The organism is Hydrogenovibrio crunogenus, from assembly GCF_004786015.1.
GTDB classification, from domain to species: domain Bacteria; phylum Pseudomonadota; class Gammaproteobacteria; order Thiomicrospirales; family Thiomicrospiraceae; genus Hydrogenovibrio; species Hydrogenovibrio crunogenus.
The window spans coordinates 399220-417656 of sequence record NZ_CP032096.1; the positions used below are offsets into that span (position 1 = coordinate 399220).

An 18437-nucleotide genomic window follows, 5' to 3' on the forward strand; every position below is an offset into this window, starting at 1 on the left:
AACGTAACAACGATTAAACGTTGTAAATTTTATTTTTCATGAAAAGAAACTCACCATGACTGACTTTTTTACAGATTTACCCTTTTCATCATCGCCACTGATTGCCAGTGGCTTGATTATATTGGTGTATTTTCTATTGAATGGTATTTTAAGAAAAGTGATTACCTCCATTGGGGAATTCAAAAAAGTACCGGTAGGAAGACACACCCAGGTCTATAAGTATTTTCATTTTATTTTACTCGTGTTCACAGCAGTGGCTTTGTTGATTGCCTGGGGGATTGATTATAAAGGGTTGGCTGTTTTAGCTACGTCCATCTTGGCTATGCTTGCTGTCGCTTTAGTCGCCCAATGGTCGATTCTGAGTAATGTCACTGCGGGTGTCTTGATCTTCTTTACGTTTCCAGTTCGGATTGGCGATAAGATGGAAATTATTGATGGTGCTTCTTCGGTTATCGGAGAAATCATTGAAATTAATCTGTTTCAAATTATTTTAGAAGATGAAGATCAACAGTTGATTTCTTACCCCAACAATCTTTTGTTGCAAAAAGCCGTTAGAAAAATTCAACCTAAGTCTTCTTCAACAAAACCAATGACCGTTAAACGCATGCGAGATCGTTTAAAATAACGGGCTAATCTAATCGGTGATGGTGTCGAATGAATTCAGCGATTATCGCATGCATGTAAGTCGGTAAATTGCTGAATTGTAACCCGATTAAGTATTGTTTCTGTACCGAAGTGGCATGGATGATTATGACTTCAAGTCGGATGGATTCACGATTCAATAACGGCAAGTTAAAGTTGACGGAAACCGCTTCTCCGGTTTCGATTGGTTCCGGTGAGAGAATGCCGATACCATTTTCAGATAAATCAAGCATTTTTCCATGAATCGACTGATGGGTTGTTTGAATGGAAATGGGTCTTTCGGTGGCAATTCTGTCAAATTTTCGCTGTTCTGTTTGGTTTCGCATAGTCTATCCGGTCAGTTGTTCTATGAAGTCAATCAAGAATACGTTTTAAGTTTTATTCCGTATCTTAACTATGATAAATTAACTTTCTATGAATAGAAACGATAAACATTGAGAGAAAGCATGCATTATTCCATCCAGGTTGAAAATATTAAATGTGGGGGGTGTGCAAACTCCATTCAATCCAGTCTTAACCGTATTGATGGAATTTCACAGGTTGAAGTTGATATTGAGGCAGGCCTGGTTAATTTTGATGCGCAAACAGACCTCGCCACCGAATCGGTTAAAAAACAGCTTTTAAAAATGGGGTATCCCGAAGTCGGCTCGACAGAAGGGCTTAATGCGATGGGTGCAAAAGCAAAGTCTTTTGTTTCCTGTGCCGTCGGCAAAATGAGTGCTGATTCGGACACGAAATCTTAAATCATGTTACACACAATTAGAACAACAAGAGGCATGGATGAGCCAGCAAATGATTAATTATGAAGGCATCGAGCAACAGTCTGTTGCGCAATTTACAGAAAAAGCTTATTTAGATTATGCGATGTATGTCATTTTGGATAGAGCATTGCCACATATCGGTGATGGTTTAAAGCCTGTTCAGCGTCGAATCATTTATGCCATGTCTGAGCTGGGGTTGAAGTCAACTGCAAAGCATAAAAAGTCAGCAAGGACCGTTGGGGATGTATTAGGTAAATTCCACCCTCATGGAGATTCTGCCTGTTATGAAGCCATGGTACTGATGGCGCAAGATTTTTCATTTCGTTATCCATTGGTGGATGGTCAAGGAAACTGGGGATCGGTCGATGACCCGAAATCTTTTGCCGCCATGCGTTATACCGAAGCCAAGCTTTCTAAGTTCAGTCAACTTCTTCTGGAAGAAACCGCTCAAGGAACGGTTGATTGGGTGCCGAACTTTGATGGCAGTTTGAATGAACCCTCGGTGTTGCCTGCTCGAGTGCCACATGTTTTGTTGAACGGAACTTCCGGGATTGCCGTTGGGATGGCAACCGATATCCCGCCGCATAATTTGCGAGAAGTCGTCAATGCTTGTGTCGCATTACTGGATAACCAAAACCTCACCACGCAAGAACTGTGTGAGCATCTTCCTGGGCCTGATTACCCCAATAATGCTTTAGTGATTACCCCCGCTGCAGAGCGGTTACGTTTATATGAGACCGGCAGTGGCTCTATTCGTCAACGCGCAAATTATGTTGTTGAAGAAGGGGTGAATGTCGTTATTGATGCCCTGCCGTTCCAAGTGTCTGGCGCAAAGGTACTTGAACAGATTGCCTCGCAAATGCGTGCCAAGAAATTACCGATGGTGGTGGATTTAAGAGATGAATCCGACCATGAAAATCCGATCCGTTTGGTGGTGGAGTTGCGCTCCAAGCGAGTGGATGTCGAAGCGGCCATGTTGCATTTGTTCGCCACAACCGATTTAGAGCGCAGTTATCGCGTGAACTTGAATGTCATTGGGTTGAATGGTCGTCCGCAGGTAAAAAGCTTAAAAACCATGTTGACGGAATGGCTGGTATATCGAACTGAAACAGTTCGAAGACGTCTGCAACATCGTTTGGATAAAGTGCTGGCGCGCCTGCATATTTTGGATGGGCTTTTAATTGCCTTTTTGAATATCGATGAAGTGATTGCCATTATTCGTGAAGAAGATAAGCCTAAACCGGTGCTGATGGAACGGTTCGGGCTATCAGATACACAAGCGGAAGCCGTGCTGGAGTTGAAACTTCGTCAATTGGCTAAGCTGGAAGAGATGCGTATTCGAGGAGAGCAAGAGGAACTTGAAGCGGAGCGTCAGAAAATTGAAAAGATTTTGGGTAGTGCGGCACGTATGAAAACACTGGTCAAAAAAGAATTGTTGGCGGATGCCGAGGCTTATGGTGATGATCGTCGCTCCCCTTTATCTGATGCAAAACAGGCTCAAGCAATGAGTGAGCAGGATTTACTGCCTTCTGAGTCTATTACGGTAGTGTTATCAGAAAATGGATGGGTTCGAGCGGCCAAAGGACATGATGTCGATGGCCGTACTCTAGGGTATAAATCTGGAGATGCCTTTTGTTCTCAGGCACTCGGTCAAAGTCGACAGCTTTCCGTTTTCTTAGATGATACGGGACGTGCTTACAGTTTGCCTGCCCACAGTTTGCCTTCTGCGAGAAGTCATGGTGAACCATTAACAGGACGACTGAGTCCTGCTTCAGGAGCGAAATTTAAACAAGTCATGTTGGGACAACCAAAGGAACAATATGTTCTGGCTTCATCTGCCGGGTACGGTTTTATCACTGAGTTGGAAAACCTTTATTCTAAAAACAAAGCGGGTAAAGCGGCTATTTCATTACCAAAAGGCAGTGATTTGTTAACGCCCGCGAAGGTTGAAGCGGAAAACTGGGTAATGGTGGTAACGGATGAGCCTCGCATGTTGGTGTTTGAAATGTCCGAGCTGCCTGTTTTATCAAAAGGAAAAGGGAATAAGTTAATTCAGATGCCGAAAGGCGTGTCTGTTAAAGCCGTTTTTGCCTTTCAGCCTGGTCAGAAGGTTGAAGTTGTGGCAGGAAAGTATTCAAAATCATTTGGTGCGACCGCCATTGAGGAAGCCTTTTCAAACAGAGCAAAACGCGGCATTTCTTTGCCTAGAACACTCAAAAATACAAATGAAATTCGTCTTGCCGAATAATTAGGATGCTTCTTTGGTATTATTGTTGCTTAATCGAACTTAGATTAATTTAACAGTGTCAAAAAAGTAACCATTATGATTTCAAAACCTTTTGCAATACTTGTCGTTCTAGGGAGCTCTATCGGGGGGTTCCTGATGGCCGGCGGCTCCCTTATTTCCTTGTGGCACCCTGCTGAGTTAGTGGTTATTATCGGACTTGGTTTAGGGGTTTTTCTTGGATCAACGCCTGTCTATATCTGGCTGAAAACCATGACGTACCTAGGGCGTTATTTTGGCGGGGGTCGCGTTAACAAAAAGATTTATGTGGAAGTCTTGGGATTGCTGGACGAACTTTCTCGCTTAGCGAGATCACAAGGGTTATTGGCACTGGAAAACCATGTGGTCGCGCCTGAAAGCAGTTCCATCTTTGCAAAATACCCGTTGATTTTAAAGCATAAAGAGTTAAAAAAATTCATTGTTGATAACTTTGGTTACTTGTTATTAAACCCTCCGCAAGCACTCAGTTTTGAAAATTACTTGCACGATCAAATTGAAGACATTACCCAGTCGATGATGGAAGTGCCGAAAGCGACCGGCAAGATTGCCAACTTAATGCCGGGTTTCGGGATCATTGCCGCTGTTATGGGGGTCATCTTAACGATGAACTTGCTGGGCGGCGATATGGATGTGGCAAAAATTGGTAATTCGATCGGGGCCGCTTTGGTCGGAACCCTAACCGGGATTTTTGTGGCTTTCTCCATCATTGCCCCTTTTACCCATGCGGTTGAAGTGATGATTCGACAAGATAAAGCCATTTTTGTAGTGGTGGCCTCATTCCTAACTGCCTTTGCGCATGGTGTTTCACCTAGTATGGCGCTGGAAGTGGGTAGACAGCGCATCCCTGCTGAATTTGAAGTCCCACGAGAAGGGTAGTCGAATATGAGTCGTAGGCAACGTCACGAAGAGTGTCCGGAAGAAGGCGGGGCTTGGGAAATCGCACTGGCCGATTTGATGACCACTCTGATGGTTTTCTTTTTGGTGATGTGGTTGACGTCGATTGTGGACCCCGATAAACGTAAAGCGTTTGTTGAAGCCTTGGTGGGTGAAGGTGCGGGAGGTGAAAATATCTCCGCCGATGAAACCAATACCCCTAGAGAGCCGAGCATCATGAAAGAAGATTTGAAGCCGGTGAGCACGGAAGAAATTCAACAGGCGATGTCGAAGGTTAATCCTAAAGACATTGATATTGAAGACACGCCTGAGTACACCAAGATTACGCTTCGATCGGATAGTTTCTTTGAAAGTGGGCGTGCCACGATCACCGATAAAACTCGTGAACAGTTAGAGCAACTGGGTGAAACCTTGGCCGGGCGAGATCAGGAAATAACGATTACCGGGTATACCGACAGTATACCGATTGAAAACCTACAGTTTCCGTCGAACTGGGAGCTTTCTGCCGCCCGAGCGGCGACCGTTGCCCGAACCTTCATTTACATGGGGGTGGATAAAAACCTGGTGACGATTTCAGGGAAAGCAGATAACGATGCTGTGGCACCCAACGCAACCGCGTATGGGCGTTCTTTGAACCGCCGCGTGATTATTCTGGTGAATAAACAATCGCAAAAACAACGGTCAGCACAGCCACAATCGCCTAAGCCAACCTTCGATTATCGTTATCAACAATGATAACGGTGTGAATTAGTGGCTGGACTGGCAAGTTTTGCAGTCTGGATCTTGAGACAGTTTTAAGGTCCGGATTTGCATGGTGATACCATCCATAATCATGAGTTTGCCTACGAGTGTCGGCAAACCAATCAACGCTTTAATGGCTTCCATAGCTTGCATTGATCCGACCATTCCTACCATTGGGGCGACAACGCCATTCTGACTGCAAGTGAGTTCTTGTCCCTGTCCTTCTTTATATAAACATTGATAACAAGGGCTGCCTTCTTGACGGAAGTCATAGGTGGTTAATTGGCCTTCCCAGCGAATGGCGGCACCGGAAACCAGAGGTTTCTGCTGTTTAAGGCAAATACGATTTAAGGCGAACCGGCTTTCAAAATTATCTGTGCAATCCAGCACAATGTCAGCCGTTTGAATCAACGCATCAAGTTCGGTTTCATCCAGTTTCTGGTTTACCGTGTTGATTTTGATATGATGGTTCAGCGCCTGCAAGTTTTCTTTGGCCGATTGCACCTTAGGTTGTCCGATGTTTGCTTCACGATGGATGACTTGACGTTGTAGATTGGAATCGTCCACCTCATCAAAATCCACCAGTGTCAAAGTGCCAACACCTGCAGATGCCAAATACAAAGAGGCGGGGGATCCCAAACCGCCTAAACCAAAAATAACGGCATGCGATTGTGACAGTTTCAACTGGCCGGCATAATCGATTTCAGATAAAAGAATCTGGCGACTGTAGCGGGAAAGTTCTTCATCATTTAGTTCGGTTTTCAGTGGGTTCATAAAGTATTCTTTTGGTCTCTTTGTGTACAGTACTGTGTGTATTTTACAACAATGTGGGTGAACAAGCAGGTATGTGCTAACGTTGCCCTAGAGTCACTCTGGGATTTTGGCCATAATCCAATCGAGTCTCGATTGCTTTAAAACCTTGAACTTTCAATAACTGTTGGACAGCTTCATGCTGGTTGTAGCCATGTTCAATGAGAAGCCAACCTTTCGGGTTTAAGTAAGTGGGTGCGTGTTCGATAATGAAACGGATATCGTCCAGTCCATCTTTTCCGGACGTCAAAGCGGTGAGAGGTTCAAAACGAACGTCTCCCTCGTTTAAATGTGGGTCTTGTTCTTCAATGTAAGGCGGGTTGGAAACGATTAAATCGAACGACTGTCCTTTAACAGGATCAAACCAGCTTCCTTGTTTGAAGTGAATCATCAAATGGTGTTGTTTGGCATTTTGTTGTGCGACCGCCAAGGCGTTGGCTTGGAAGTCAACAGCGGTGGCTTCGCAGGCTGGGTGGCTTGCTTTGATGGCGCAGGCAATCGCGCCGGAACCCGTTCCCAAGTCTAAAAATGACCAGGCCTGGTTATTGTTAGAGGCCATGATTGCCAAGGCAGTTTCGACTAAGATTTCCGTGTCAGGCCGTGGAATGAGTGTATCCGGTGTGACGCGAAAATTCATTCCCCAAAACTCACGATTTCCGATTAAATGCGCAACAGGGTGGCCTTGTTCTCGACAAGAGATGAGATCAAAGTACTGAGTGTGTTCGGCTTGGGAAAGTGGTTTTTCAGGCCAGGTGTAAAGATAGGTACGGTTTTTTTGAAGGACAAAGCTCAACAGTAGTTCCGCGTCCAGCGCAACACTGTCGGAAGAGGCGGCTTTAAGTTGTTGCTTCGCCGTAGTTAAAGCCTCATCAATTCGCATACCGCCTCTCTTTTAATGGTTTAGGCCGCTTAAGCACTGTCTTCGCTAAGGGCGGCCAGCTGCTCAGCTTGATATTCGTTAATCAATGGGTCAACCACTTGTTGCAGGCCGCCTTGCATGATTTCATCCAGCTTATACAGTGTCAGATTGATGCGGTGATCGGTGACACGGCCTTGCGGATAATTGTAGGTTCGAATGCGTTCAGAACGGTCTCCACTGCCGACTAGGCTTTTACGCTCTTGTGCAATTTCCTGATCATGGATGCGTTGACGCTCGTCCATAATACGCGACGCCAGCAAAGACATGGCGCGGGCACGGTTTTTATGCTGAGAGCGCTCATCCTGACATTCCACGACGGTTCCCGTTGGAATATGGGTGATTCGAATGGCCGAATCGGTTTTGTTAACATGCTGCCCACCCGCACCGGACGCACGGAAGGTATCGACTTTTAAATCGGCAGGGTTTAAGTCGATTTGTTCTACATCCTGAGCTTCCGGCATGATGACCACGGTTGCGGCCGAGGTGTGAACGCGTCCTTGGGTTTCTGTGGCTGGAACACGTTGCACCCGGTGGGCACCGGACTCAAACTTTAAACGAGAATAAGCGCCGTCTCCGATGATACGGGCGATGATTTCTTTGTAGCCACCATGCTCTCCCTCTTGGGAGTTGATGACTTCAACTTGCCAGCGCATCGTTTCGGCATAACGGCTATACATTCTAAAAAGATCCCCGGCAAAGATAGCCGCTTCGTCGCCACCGGTTCCGGCACGAATCTCCAAGAAGATGTTGGCATCATCATTCGGATCTTTTGGGAGTAACATTTTTTGTAAATCCGCTTCCAAGCTGGCTTGTTGCTTTTCCAATTCCGGCAGCTCTTCTTGGCCCATTTCTTTTAAATCCGGATCCCCGGATTTAATCATGTCCTTAGCTTCCTGCAAGTCACCTTGGTTTTGAAGGAACTGGTTAAAGGCTTCAACAACCGGCGTTAATTGAGCATGCTCTTTCGTCAGGCTGCGAAACTTATTCTGATTGCTGATGATTTCCGGGTCGGAAATCAGGTGGTTTACTTCGTCAAGTCTTTCGACCAGGTTTTCAAGTTTGCTGCGAATGGATTCTTTCATAGGGATTCTTTTTGGAGGTCAGGTTAAAAGTTAAGACGTTGCGTGTGTGTTTTCGTTGTCTGAAGAATCACTGGCGTCTGACTGTTGGGTCAATAAAATTTTCTCCGCCGCTTCAACCACTTCTTTTTGGCCGTTTAATCCGGCATGGTGCAAGTTAGTGGTTGGCGTATGTAGGATTTTATTGGTCAATTGGTTGGCAAGTTTGGTCAGAAGTTCTTGCGGGTCTCCACCATTCTCTAAATGGTGCAATGCATCTTGTAAGGCATGTTCTTTTAAATCATAAGCCTGTTGGCGGTAGCGCTGGATAATAGGGCTAACTTGTTGCGTGGCTTGATATTGCGCCATAAAACTTTCGGCTTGCAGTTCTACAATTTCTTCAGCTTCAAGGGCGGCATCTTTACGTGACCGTTTATTTTCTTCAATGATTTCCTGTAAATCATCAACGGTGTATAAATAGGTATCACTGAAATTACCAATGGCTGGTTCAATATCTCGCGGAACAGCGATATCAATCATAAACATGGGTTTATTGCGGCGTTTTTTCAGGGCATTTGCCACCATGTCCGTTTTAAGAATCGGTGTCGGGCTCGCGGTGGATGCAATGACAATGTCCGCTTCATGCAGATGGTCATCAATTTCATGCAAGCTGATGGCATAACCGCCCAGACTTTCTGTGAGTTGGTGTGCTTTGGACAAAGTGCGGTTCGCGATAATTAACTTACCGATATGGCTTTCTTTTAGGTGGCGAGCTACCAGTTCAACCGTTTCACCTGCACCAAGCAATAAAGCGGTTTGATCTTCCAGTTTGCCAAAAAACTGTTTTGAAAGGGCAACGGCAGAAAAAGCCACCGAAACTGGACTTGAACCGATGGCCGTATCCGTTCGCACTTGTTTGGCTGTTTTGAAAATGTACTGAAACAAAGCGTTTAGGGTTTGGTGCACACTGTCAGATTTATGCGCTAAATGGAAAGCGTCTTTAATTTGACCGAGAATTTGCGGCTCTCCTAACACCAACGAATTTAGACCGCTGGAGACTCGCATCATGTGCTTGATAGCTTCGATATCTGCGTATTCATACAAGAAGTTATTAATGCTGTCGTCTTCCAGCTCGAAATAACTATGTAACCAAGCGCGGATTTTTTCAGGAGACTGAGATTTTAATGTGGTGTAAATTTCAGTACGATTGCACGTTGAAAGAATAACGCTTTCATTGGCAAGTCCTTGCGATTTAAGCTCAGACAGTGCATCTTGCACTTGTGTTGGTGAAAAAGAAACTTTTTCACGGATATCAACAGGTGCTGTTTCATGGTTAACACCCAGAACTAATAGTTTCATAAGGAATCGATTTTGCCAAAAAAGGAAAAAATAATGCAATCAAAGAGGCGTAATTTTGCTAAATTATGTGTCTAATTGCAAGTTTTGAAAGACTTTTTCATCACTTTAATCAGGAATGGGGAAAGATTTGATTCAGAAAAAAAGACAATGGCCGGCTGTTTTAGTCATCTGTATGGGGGCGTTTTTAAGTTTAACTGCCTGTAGTCAGTTGAGTGAAAAGCCGGCAGAACCGGCGTTGTCGCCAGCTTCCAAAGCCGTCCAAGATTCAGAAGAGAGCACTGCTGAAACGCAAGCGGATTTGCCTACGGCAAAAATGTCACCGCAAACCATGTATCAGATATTATTAGCGGAAATGTTGGTGCAGAAAGGAAAAAACAGTGCCGCATTTGGTGTGTTGTATCCCGTTGCAATGGAAACACGTGACCCTAAGCTGGCTGAGCGTGTGTTCCAGCTATCCATGTCGACCTATGATTTAACGGCCATCAAAGAATCTGCTAAGTTATGGCGAGATGTTTCCCCGGATGAAGCGGTCGCATGGAAAGCTTCCTATTTAATGTCTGTCAGAAAGGGCAATATTGAAGAAGGGATTGATTTTTGGAAACGTTATCAGGCGCTTTCAAAAAACACCTTGGAGCAAGATTTGATTGCCGCTTCCATCCGTGTCCCTCAAACGGCACCAGCCGAGTATGGATTGCCCTTTTTAAGTGCTGTGCATCAGCTTTACCCTGAAGACCCCGCCGGTATTTATGGCTTGGGGTCCGCAGCCGAGACCTATGGTGACTATAAAACCGCCATTCAATATTTAGAGCAGGCAGCATCCTTGTATCAATCTCAAGTGGAAAAAGAGGATGAAGCCTATGTGGCGGCTAAAGTGTATCGTGAGATCAATCGATTGCTTGCCAATGCATACTTGAAATCGAATCAGGTGGCTCTGGGGCTAAAACGTTTGAAAGACTATGTAGATGAATATGACGATGACTGGTTGATGCAAGAACGGTATGCCCGTTTAGAGGTCAAGGCTGGTTTTTACCAGCAAGCAGAAAAGCGTTATCTGCGCATTATTAAAAATGAACCCAAGGCTTATACTTCAAAACTTTCAGTCGCATTGTTGCGCTTAGAGCGTGATGACTTTGCCCGTGCTGAGCAGCTCTTAAAAGACCTTAAAGAGGTGCCGCAATATCGTTCTACCGCACTTTATTATTTGGGGGTTTCGGCTCAAGAGCAAAATCATTTGAAACAGGCCAAAGCTTATTATGAGTTGATTCAGTCGCAGGACTATTTGGTGGATGCCAAATTACACATCGCCGAAATCGATTTTTCCACAATTGGGTTGAAGCAAACCATTCAAAACTTGGATGCAGTGAAGGCTTCTTCTCCGGATGATCAGATAAAACTGTACCGCGGAAAAGCGGTTTTTTATAACTTGGCTGGACAAAAAGAAAAGGCAATTGAAGAATACAATCAAGCACTGGCGGTTGATAAAAACCAGGTTGAGCTTTATTTGATGCAGGCGATGCTGTTTTACGATCTGGAACAATATGATCGTTATGAAGCCAATTTACAGCAAGCTTTGTCTATTAACCCGAACGATGTGGATGTTTTGAATGCATTGGGGTATTTTTATGCTGAGCAAAAACGAAAGTTAGACCAGGCCACCGAATTATTGGATAAGGCTTTATCTCTTGCTCCAGATCGTTATTATATTTTGGACAGTCGAGGCTGGTTGGCGTATCAAAAAGGGCAATATGAGCAAGCAGAGTCGTATTTAAAACGTGCTTTGGATATCCAGCTCGATGATGAAGTGTTGATTCATTTGATTCATACGCAGTGGCGTTTGAATAAAAAGTCCGCCGCTACTCGGTTGTGGAAGAAATATCACTCAAAGTTTCCAGATAACCAACGTCTGCAAAGAATTTTGTTAGACTTATCATCTTGAAAGAACAGATTAAGAACTTTTTAAACTCAGAAATGTTTTTTAACTTTTTATGAAACTTTTTCTGAAAAAGGCTTGATTTGAAGCGTGGAACATGGATAATACGCACCTGTCTTAAATGACAGCGATAAAAGTTGGGCTATAGCCAAGCGGTAAGGCAACTGGTTTTGATCCAGTCATGCGCAGGTTCGAATCCTGCTAGCCCAGCCATTATCCTATCCTAATTCTTCAAATCATTTTTTCCCTGGTATTCGCCATAGGAGTTGCCTTAAATGGCTTACAAAAATGTCCGATTATTTGCCGGAAACGCAAATGTCAGCCTGGCTGAAAGTATCTCCTCTTCAATTGAAATCCCTCTTGGTAAAGCTGATGTTGGTCGCTTTAGTGATGGCGAGATTATGGTTCAGATTAATGAATCCGTCCGAGGAAAAGATGTTTATGTTTTGCAACCGACATGTACCCCAGAACCTGCCGTTAATTTAATGGAATTATTGGTGATGATTGACGCGTTAAAGCGCGCATCAGCCAAGCGTATTACGGCAGTTGTCCCTTATTATGGATTTGCCCGTCAAGATCGTCGTCCGCATTCCGCTCGAGTGCCGATTACTGCACGTTTAGCGGCGGATATGATTACGGTAGCCGGTGCTGACCGTGTGATTACGGTCGATTTACATGCCGACCAAATCCAAGGGTTCTTTGATATTCCGGTTGACAATATTTATGGTTCCCCAACCCTGGTGGCAGATATGCGTGCCTCAGGGCATATCGCCGAAGACAATATGATGGTGGTGTCACCCGATATGGGCGGTGTGGTTCGTGCGCGTGCCGTGGCGAAAGCGCTTGGCTGTGAAATGGCGATTATCGATAAGCGTCGTCCGAAGGCGAATGTTGCTCAAATTATGAACATCATCGGTGATGTGTCCGGGCGTGACTGTATTTTGGTTGATGATATGGTTGATACGGCCGGAACGCTTTGCAAAGCCGCAGAAGCATTGAAAGAGCACGGTGCCAACAGTGTGACTGCTTATGTTGTGCATGCGGTTTTATCAGGCCCTGCAGTTGATAACATTAACAAGTCCTGCCTAACCGAATTGGTGGTGACGGATACGATACCATTATCGGAAGCCGGTTTGGCTTCTGACAAGATTCGTCGTGTTTCTGTTGCATCTGTATTGGGTGAAACGATTCGACGCGTTCACCAAGAAGAGTCGGTTTCCGAGTTGATGCCAATTCGTTAATATTACGATGTTGTTGTCAAAAAACCACCAGGCCTGGTGGTTTTTTGCGTTTTAGGTTCGACACTTTTATTTTTCTGTTGTCGTTATCACGATAAAACCTTGTTTTTTCTCACAATCCCTCTTTAAGTTTGATCAAAATTCAGTATAATACCGCTCTTTGTTTCCGTGCTTGGTCGCGAGCATGGAGTTGTTGGGGCTAAAATCCCGTTAATTATGACAGACGATCAATATGTCTGGCTTTATGGAGTAAGTAAAATGAGTCAAGTATGGACTGCAGAACTTCGTACTGAAGAAGGGAAAGGTGCGAGCCGCCGCCTTCGTCATGCGGGGAAAGTACCTGCGATCATCTATGGTGGTGACGTAGACGCAAAATCAATCGCACTAAAAAGTAACCAAATCGAGCGTGCACTTAAATTAGACGTTGATTTGTATAACACTGTTTTGACACTGGAAGGTGCTGGCGATGCTGAAAACTGCATCATCAAAGACCTTCAGCGTCATCCTGCAACAGGTTTTATCACGCACATCGATTTCCAACGTGCATCTGATAAAGCTGTGATCACTAAGCGTGTACCGCTTAAGTTCAAAGGCAAGGAATCTTCACCAGGCGTTAAAATGGGTGGCTTGATGTCATTCATGCAAACAACGGTTGAAGTCAGCTGTTTAGCGAAAGATTTACCGACAGCAATCGATGTAGACGTTTCTGAACTAGAAGCGGGTACAAACCTACGTTTGTCTCAGTTAACGTTGCCTGAAGGTGTTAAGCTAACTGCTCTAACACACGGTAACACTGACTACGACCAAGCGGTTGTTGGTATCAGCAAAGTTAAACGTTAATTTTAGCGTTTACAGCATAAGAAAGCCCGCATATGTCATCTGTTAAACTCATTGTTGGTCTTGGTAACCCAGGCGGACAGTATGAACAGACCCGACATAATGCGGGTTTTTGGTTTGTGGAGGAAGTTGCGCGTCAGTTCAATGTTCAATTTCGTCCAGAAACCAAATTTTTAGGGGAAGCCGCCCGAGTGCAATCCAATGGGTTAGATGTCTGGTTGCTTAAACCTATGACATTTATGAACCGAAGTGGGCAATCCATCCAAGCCATCGCCAAATTTTATAAAATAGCGCCGGAAGAAATTCTTGTGGTGCATGACGAGTTGGATTTAGATCCCGGTGTGGCACGCCTCAAAAGCAGTGGCGGGCACGGTGGGCATAATGGGTTGCGAGACACCATTGCCGCGCTCGGCACCAAAGACTTTAAACGTCTTCGCTTAGGCATCGGTCATCCGGGAGATCGTAATCAAGTGGTGGATTACGTTCTCAAAGCACCATCAAAGACCGACCGAACGTTAATTGACGACGCCATTTATGACGCCACGCGAGTGTTGCCTGATCTGCTGAATGACGACATGGCGCGTGCCATGAACGAACTGCACACAAAAACATAATCGGTTCCATGCTCAAGCAAGGCGTCACCAAACAAACAATAAACATCAAATTTAATCTTCACTGATTTAGGAGTTCAAAATGGGAATTAAGTGCGGCATTGTTGGGTTACCAAATGTAGGTAAGTCGACATTATTTAATGCATTAACCAATGCAGGTATCGAATCAGCCAACTATCCGTTTTGTACCATTGAACCGAATGTCGGCGTGGTTCCCGTTCCCGATCCTCGTGAGCAAGCTCTGGCGGAAATTGTAAAGCCGGAGCGCATTTTATCGGCCACGGTCGATTTTATGGATATTGCCGGGTTGGTTGAGGGCGCTTCCAAAGGGGAAGGTCTGGGGAACAAATTCCTAGCGAACATCCGTGAAACCGATGCCATTGTGCAAGTGGTGCGTTGTTTTGAAAACGATGACATTGTGCACGTTGCCGGAAAGGTCGATCCATTATCCGATATTGAAATCATTAATATGGAGCTGATTCTGGCTGACATGGAGTCACTGGAAAAGGCGGTTCAAAAAGTGATTCGTGTTGCCAAAAGTGGCGATAAAGAAGCGCTGGCCAAACAAGCGCTATATGAAAAAGTGTTAAAAGAAGTCGAAGGCGGTAAGCTGGTGCGATTGGTTGAGCTGACAGATGACGAGCGTAAAATGCTGCAAGACCTGCATTTACTGACCATTAAACCGATGATGTATATTGCCAATGTCAACGAAGATGGCTTTGAAAACAACCCCTACTTAGATGCCGTTCAAAAAGTGGCGGAAGAGCAAGGTGCAGTAGTGGTGCCGATCAGTGCGGAGATTGAAGAGCAAGTTGCCGAGTTGGATGAAGAAGATAAAGCCGAATTCCTGGCTGAGATGGGTCAAGAAGAACCTGGCCTGAATCGTCTGATTCGTGCTGCTTACGAGCTTCTAGGCTTGCAGACCTATTTTACCGCCGGTGTTAAAGAAGTCCGCGCCTGGACCGTTAAAAAAGGCGCTACGGCACCTCAAGCGGCTGGGGTCATCCATACCGACTTCGAGAAAGGCTTTATTCGTGCCGAAGTCACGGCTTATGACGACTTTATTGAGCATCAAGGCGATGCTGGGGCTAAAGCCGCCGGTAAACAGCGCTTGGAAGGGAAAGAGTATATTGTGAAAGACGGCGATGTGATGCATTTCCGTTTCAACGTATAAAGCAATGCTCCCTAAAAAACAGCCAGGTCTGGCTGTTTTTAACAAAATTATGCATAAAACTATCAACTCTAGGTTGACAAGGCGTTCAAAAATTCTATAATACGCCAATCTTTTTTGGCTACATAGCTCAGCTGGTTAGAGCACATCACTCATAATGATGGGGTCCCAGGTTCAAATCCCGGTGTAGCCACCATATTCCAAAGCCCGGTTTTCATGCCGGGCTTTTTTATTTCAAATAATTCTAAATAAAGCCTTTATTTATGGGCTTCTAGCAGTTTCCTAAAAATTATTCAATTTTTTGCCCTTTCTGAAATTAACTTTTTTCAATCTTTTTTGCGTCATTTTTGTAAATATTTTGTAAATATTTTTGTATTTCCAGAAAAGATTTGGATTTTATTTACAAACGATCTATAGTTTCAAAAAGAATAATTCTAAATATGTACTTTTTGAATCAAGAAATGAGATTGCTGTTATGGTCAAAGAAGTTAATTTCAATGTATTGGATGTTGATTCTGTAGTGTCATCACTTAATGCACAACACTTAGAGATTACGCATAAGGATGGTCATTCTTTCCCTGTAATGTACGGTTTGTATTTGAAAGTATCACTCAAAAACAAAAAAACATGGCGATTAAGATATAAGGACCTAAATGGCAAATATCAGTTCAAAAAGCTCGGAGACTTTCCTTCGATGCGATTTGATGAAGCTAAACAAAAAATGACATCGTTTAATAGTAGCCTTGAAGCTCGAATTGATCCATTTAAAAAAGAGAAAGAAGAACAAAAAGTATTTCCAATAGCGAAGTTAAAGTTTAAAGATGCTTTTGCTAAATTTTGTGACTTTAAACGTGGGAATGGTAATATTGAGAATGCGAAATGGATGGAGGGAACATTAGAGCAACATATAAAGATTTTCAACAAACATGTCCTTCCAAAAATTGGAGATGAAGATGTTTCTAATGTCACTGTACAAGATCTAACAAAGGTATTAAAAGACATTGAAGCAGTTGGTTCTCTTACGATTAGAGACAAAACTTTAAAGGCTTTTAGGGGAATGTATAGTTGGATGGTCGGTCAATATATTAATGACGGGGACCACAGATATCCTAGCCTAAATATTGCGAACTCTATTACAAAAGATACATTTATTCAAAGAAAGCCAAAAAATTTTAAGCATGTCACTACTGTTAGTGATGTTAAGAGGTTGGTTAATAAAGTTTACAACCTTAATGCAACTTTTGAAATTCGACAAGCTTTGAAAATCCAATTACATTTATTTTTGAGACCAGGACCTCTTTCGGAACTTTTATGGAGTGATGTTAGATTCTTGGAAGACCTTGAAGTACGTACCAAAGAAGATAAATACGACTTGCTTGAAATACCAAAAGAACGGATGAAAATGAATGCTGATTATCTTTCGACTTTGTCCCCTCAAGTTCGAAAACTATTTTTGGAGTTAAGAGAAGTTACAGGGCATTCTGATTATGTTTTTTTAAGTCCTTACCGGTCTGGTGATAATAGGCCAATCACCAGGGATTCATTATTGAGCGCAATGAAAAGAAATGGAATTGATGATACCACTACACATGGGTTCCGGCATATGGCTTCAACTTTATTAAGAGATGAGCTTGGATTTGATCAAGACGCATCCGCCATAGAGGTGCAATTGAGTCATACCATCGGGGGGGATAGAAGGGTATTACAACAAAGCAAAATATCTTGATAGACGCTTTAAGATTATGAATGCTTGGAGTGAGTTTATTGAAAGTTTAGTCGATAAAAAAACTGTCAAAAAAGAAATGAGCATGCCACGAGAAGAAAATGACGAGCCAAAACTGTAGTGGTCAAGTAAATTTGGCCACGTCTTTAGAGCAATTTAACCAGTAAATCGAGCCTGTAAATAATTCTGTGTAAACGCTCGGTTGATCAAACATAAGGTTTCAAGCGTTCTTCATGCAGAATCATAAACTGGTTCATGGCTAATTTCCAGTCTCGAATCGGCATGGTCCATTTTTTTGAGGCCGATTCAATGGCCAGAAAAATGATTTTAAAGGCCGAGTTATCATGGCTGAAGATCTTGCGATTCTTGGTGGCTTTGCGAATCACCGAGTTCAAAGATTCAATCGCATTCGTCGTATAGATCACCTTGCGGATCGCCTGAGGGTACTGGAACAGCGTGGCCACATTGTCCCAGTTGTTGCGCCAGGAACGACCGATATTGGGGAATTTGTCATCCCATTTGGTCTCGAACTGCTCAAGCGCCAACAGAGCTTCTTCTTCGGTCACTGACTGGTAAACCTGTTTGAGGTCGTTGGCGACCTGTTTGCGCTCTTTGTAGCCAACATAACGCAGGGAATTGCGCACCATGTGCACAATGCAAAGTTGAACATCTGCCTGAGGGTAGACGGTATTGATGGCCTCAGGAAAGCCCGTCAGGCCATCAACGCTTGCGACCAGTATGTCCTTGACGCCTCGGGCTTCAAGGTCGTTTAAAACGCTCAACCAGAACTTGGATGACTCGGTCTCAGACAGCCACAGGCCCAGGCATTCTTTTTGGCCGTCGGTATTGACGCCAAGCGCTACATACATGGTTTTTCGCACCACCTGTTTGTCCTGGCGGACCTTGATGACAATACCATCGAGATACAGCAGCGGATAGACTTCGTCCAACGGACGAGAACGCCAGAGGGTGACTTTTTCCATGACCGCTTCGGTGACCTTGGAGATCAGTGTTGGCGAGACATCAGCGCCATACATCTCTTTGAACGTTGCCACAATGTCTCGGGTGGTCATGCCTTTGGCATAAAGCGCCAGTATCTGGTCATCCATGCTGGTCAGGCGGGTTTCGCCTTTTTTGATAATGGTGGGGTTAAACTCACTCTGGCGATCCCGAGGGATGGCGATTTCCACTTCGCCATGGTCGCCTTTGAGGGTTTTAAATGAATAGCCGTTTCGGCTGTTGTCGCTGTCGGAACTGTGGTGCTTGGGATAGCCCAGGTGCTCTTCCATTTCAGCACCGAGGGCGGCTTCAACGGTCATTTTAAGCAGACTGGCTGAGAGGTCAGACAAGTCGCTCTGAGTTTTGATATCCTTGGCCAGCTCAGCGGCCATGGCTTTGAGTTTTTCTTGGTCGATGTTGCTCATAGTGATTTTCCTTTTCGGGGAATTTTAAACTATGA

The 18437-nt window shown here is 44.3% G+C and carries 17 protein-coding genes and 2 tRNA genes; 13 read left to right on the forward strand and 6 right to left on the reverse strand.

Annotated features, from left to right (window positions below; genetic code table 11):
- The first annotated feature begins 55 nt into the window (after window positions 1-55).
- The gene (locus GHNINEIG_RS01840; RefSeq protein WP_135795063.1) at window positions 56-625 is read left to right on the forward strand and encodes a mechanosensitive ion channel domain-containing protein; all 570 of its coding nucleotides are present in this window, start codon (window positions 56-58) and stop codon (window positions 623-625) included.
- A gap of 4 nt (window positions 626-629) precedes the next feature.
- On the opposite strand, the gene GHNINEIG_RS01845 is transcribed toward GHNINEIG_RS01840, so the two are convergent.
- On the reverse strand, window positions 630-968 hold the full coding sequence (locus tag GHNINEIG_RS01845; RefSeq protein WP_135795064.1) for a PilZ domain-containing protein: 339 nt from the start codon (window positions 966-968) through the stop codon (window positions 630-632).
- 120 nt (window positions 969-1088) lie between these two features.
- Here GHNINEIG_RS01845 and GHNINEIG_RS01850 point away from each other — a divergent pair, with 120 nt between their 5' ends.
- The 4 genes from GHNINEIG_RS01850 (at window position 1089) to GHNINEIG_RS01865 (ending at window position 5316) form a co-directional block, all read left to right on the forward strand.
- A complete protein-coding gene (locus GHNINEIG_RS01850) occupies window positions 1089-1385 on the forward strand; it encodes a heavy-metal-associated domain-containing protein (protein WP_135795065.1) in 297 nt (98 codons plus the stop codon).
- Between the two features lie 37 nt (window positions 1386-1422).
- Window positions 1423-3651: a DNA topoisomerase IV subunit A gene (gene parC / locus GHNINEIG_RS01855; protein WP_135795066.1), complete on the forward strand. Its 2229-nt coding sequence runs from the start codon at window positions 1423-1425 to the stop codon at window positions 3649-3651.
- A gap of 75 nt (window positions 3652-3726) precedes the next feature.
- Entirely contained in the window at window positions 3727-4563 is an 837-nt protein-coding gene (locus tag GHNINEIG_RS01860; protein WP_135795067.1) for a motility-associated protein, read from the forward strand.
- A gap of 6 nt (window positions 4564-4569) precedes the next feature.
- Window positions 4570-5316 carry an OmpA/MotB family protein gene (locus tag GHNINEIG_RS01865; RefSeq protein ID WP_135795068.1) on the forward strand — a complete coding sequence of 249 codons (747 nt, stop codon included), beginning with the start codon at window positions 4570-4572 and terminating at the stop codon, window positions 5314-5316.
- A gap of 12 nt (window positions 5317-5328) precedes the next feature.
- Here the strand turns inward: GHNINEIG_RS01865 and GHNINEIG_RS01870 are convergent, their stop codons facing one another.
- The 4 genes from GHNINEIG_RS01870 to hemA all read right to left on the reverse strand — a co-directional run bounded on the left by GHNINEIG_RS01870 (window position 5329) and on the right by hemA (window position 9468).
- A complete protein-coding gene (locus tag GHNINEIG_RS01870; protein WP_135795069.1) occupies window positions 5329-6096 on the reverse strand; it encodes a HesA/MoeB/ThiF family protein in 768 nt (255 codons plus the stop codon).
- Window positions 6097-6172: 76 nt separating this feature from the next.
- On the reverse strand, window positions 6173-7012 hold the full coding sequence (gene prmC, locus GHNINEIG_RS01875) for a peptide chain release factor N(5)-glutamine methyltransferase (RefSeq protein ID WP_135795070.1): 840 nt from the start codon (window positions 7010-7012) through the stop codon (window positions 6173-6175).
- A 29-nt stretch (window positions 7013-7041) separates the two neighbouring features.
- Complete coding sequence (gene prfA / locus GHNINEIG_RS01880; protein ID WP_135795071.1) at window positions 7042-8133, reverse strand: peptide chain release factor 1; 1092 nt, start codon at window positions 8131-8133, stop codon at window positions 7042-7044.
- Window positions 8134-8163: 30 nt separating this feature from the next.
- Complete coding sequence (gene hemA, locus GHNINEIG_RS01885) at window positions 8164-9468, reverse strand: glutamyl-tRNA reductase (protein ID WP_135795072.1); 1305 nt, start codon at window positions 9466-9468, stop codon at window positions 8164-8166.
- Window positions 9469-9595: 127 nt separating this feature from the next.
- Between hemA and GHNINEIG_RS01890 the strand changes: the two genes are divergently transcribed.
- The 8 genes from GHNINEIG_RS01890 (at window position 9596) to GHNINEIG_RS01925 (ending at window position 16981) form a co-directional block, all read left to right on the forward strand.
- Window positions 9596-11404: a tetratricopeptide repeat protein gene (locus tag GHNINEIG_RS01890; RefSeq protein ID WP_189636907.1), complete on the forward strand. Its 1809-nt coding sequence runs from the start codon at window positions 9596-9598 to the stop codon at window positions 11402-11404.
- Window positions 11405-11536: 132 nt separating this feature from the next.
- Window positions 11537-11611 (forward strand) — tRNA-Gln (locus GHNINEIG_RS01895).
- 62 nt (window positions 11612-11673) lie between these two features.
- Window positions 11674-12639 (forward strand): ribose-phosphate pyrophosphokinase, encoded by a 966-nt coding sequence (locus tag GHNINEIG_RS01900; protein ID WP_135795074.1) that lies wholly within the window; start codon window positions 11674-11676, stop codon window positions 12637-12639.
- Window positions 12640-12894: 255 nt separating this feature from the next.
- Window positions 12895-13476, forward strand: a complete 582-nt coding sequence (locus tag GHNINEIG_RS01905; protein ID WP_135795075.1) for a 50S ribosomal protein L25/general stress protein Ctc — start codon at window positions 12895-12897, stop codon at window positions 13474-13476.
- Between the two features lie 32 nt (window positions 13477-13508).
- Window positions 13509-14087: an aminoacyl-tRNA hydrolase gene (gene pth / locus GHNINEIG_RS01910; protein ID WP_135795076.1), complete on the forward strand. Its 579-nt coding sequence runs from the start codon at window positions 13509-13511 to the stop codon at window positions 14085-14087.
- Window positions 14088-14166: 79 nt separating this feature from the next.
- Window positions 14167-15258 (forward strand): redox-regulated ATPase YchF, encoded by a 1092-nt coding sequence (gene ychF, locus GHNINEIG_RS01915; protein WP_135795077.1) that lies wholly within the window; start codon window positions 14167-14169, stop codon window positions 15256-15258.
- A gap of 116 nt (window positions 15259-15374) precedes the next feature.
- Window positions 15375-15451 (forward strand) — tRNA-Met (locus tag GHNINEIG_RS01920).
- 279 nt (window positions 15452-15730) lie between these two features.
- Window positions 15731-16981: a tyrosine-type recombinase/integrase gene (locus GHNINEIG_RS01925; RefSeq protein ID WP_135795078.1), complete on the forward strand. Its 1251-nt coding sequence runs from the start codon at window positions 15731-15733 to the stop codon at window positions 16979-16981.
- A gap of 203 nt (window positions 16982-17184) precedes the next feature.
- Here the strand turns inward: GHNINEIG_RS01925 and GHNINEIG_RS01930 are convergent, their stop codons facing one another.
- Window positions 17185-18393, reverse strand: a complete 1209-nt coding sequence (locus GHNINEIG_RS01930; protein ID WP_135796803.1) for an IS256 family transposase — start codon at window positions 18391-18393, stop codon at window positions 17185-17187.
- Window positions 18394-18437 lie beyond the last annotated feature (44 nt).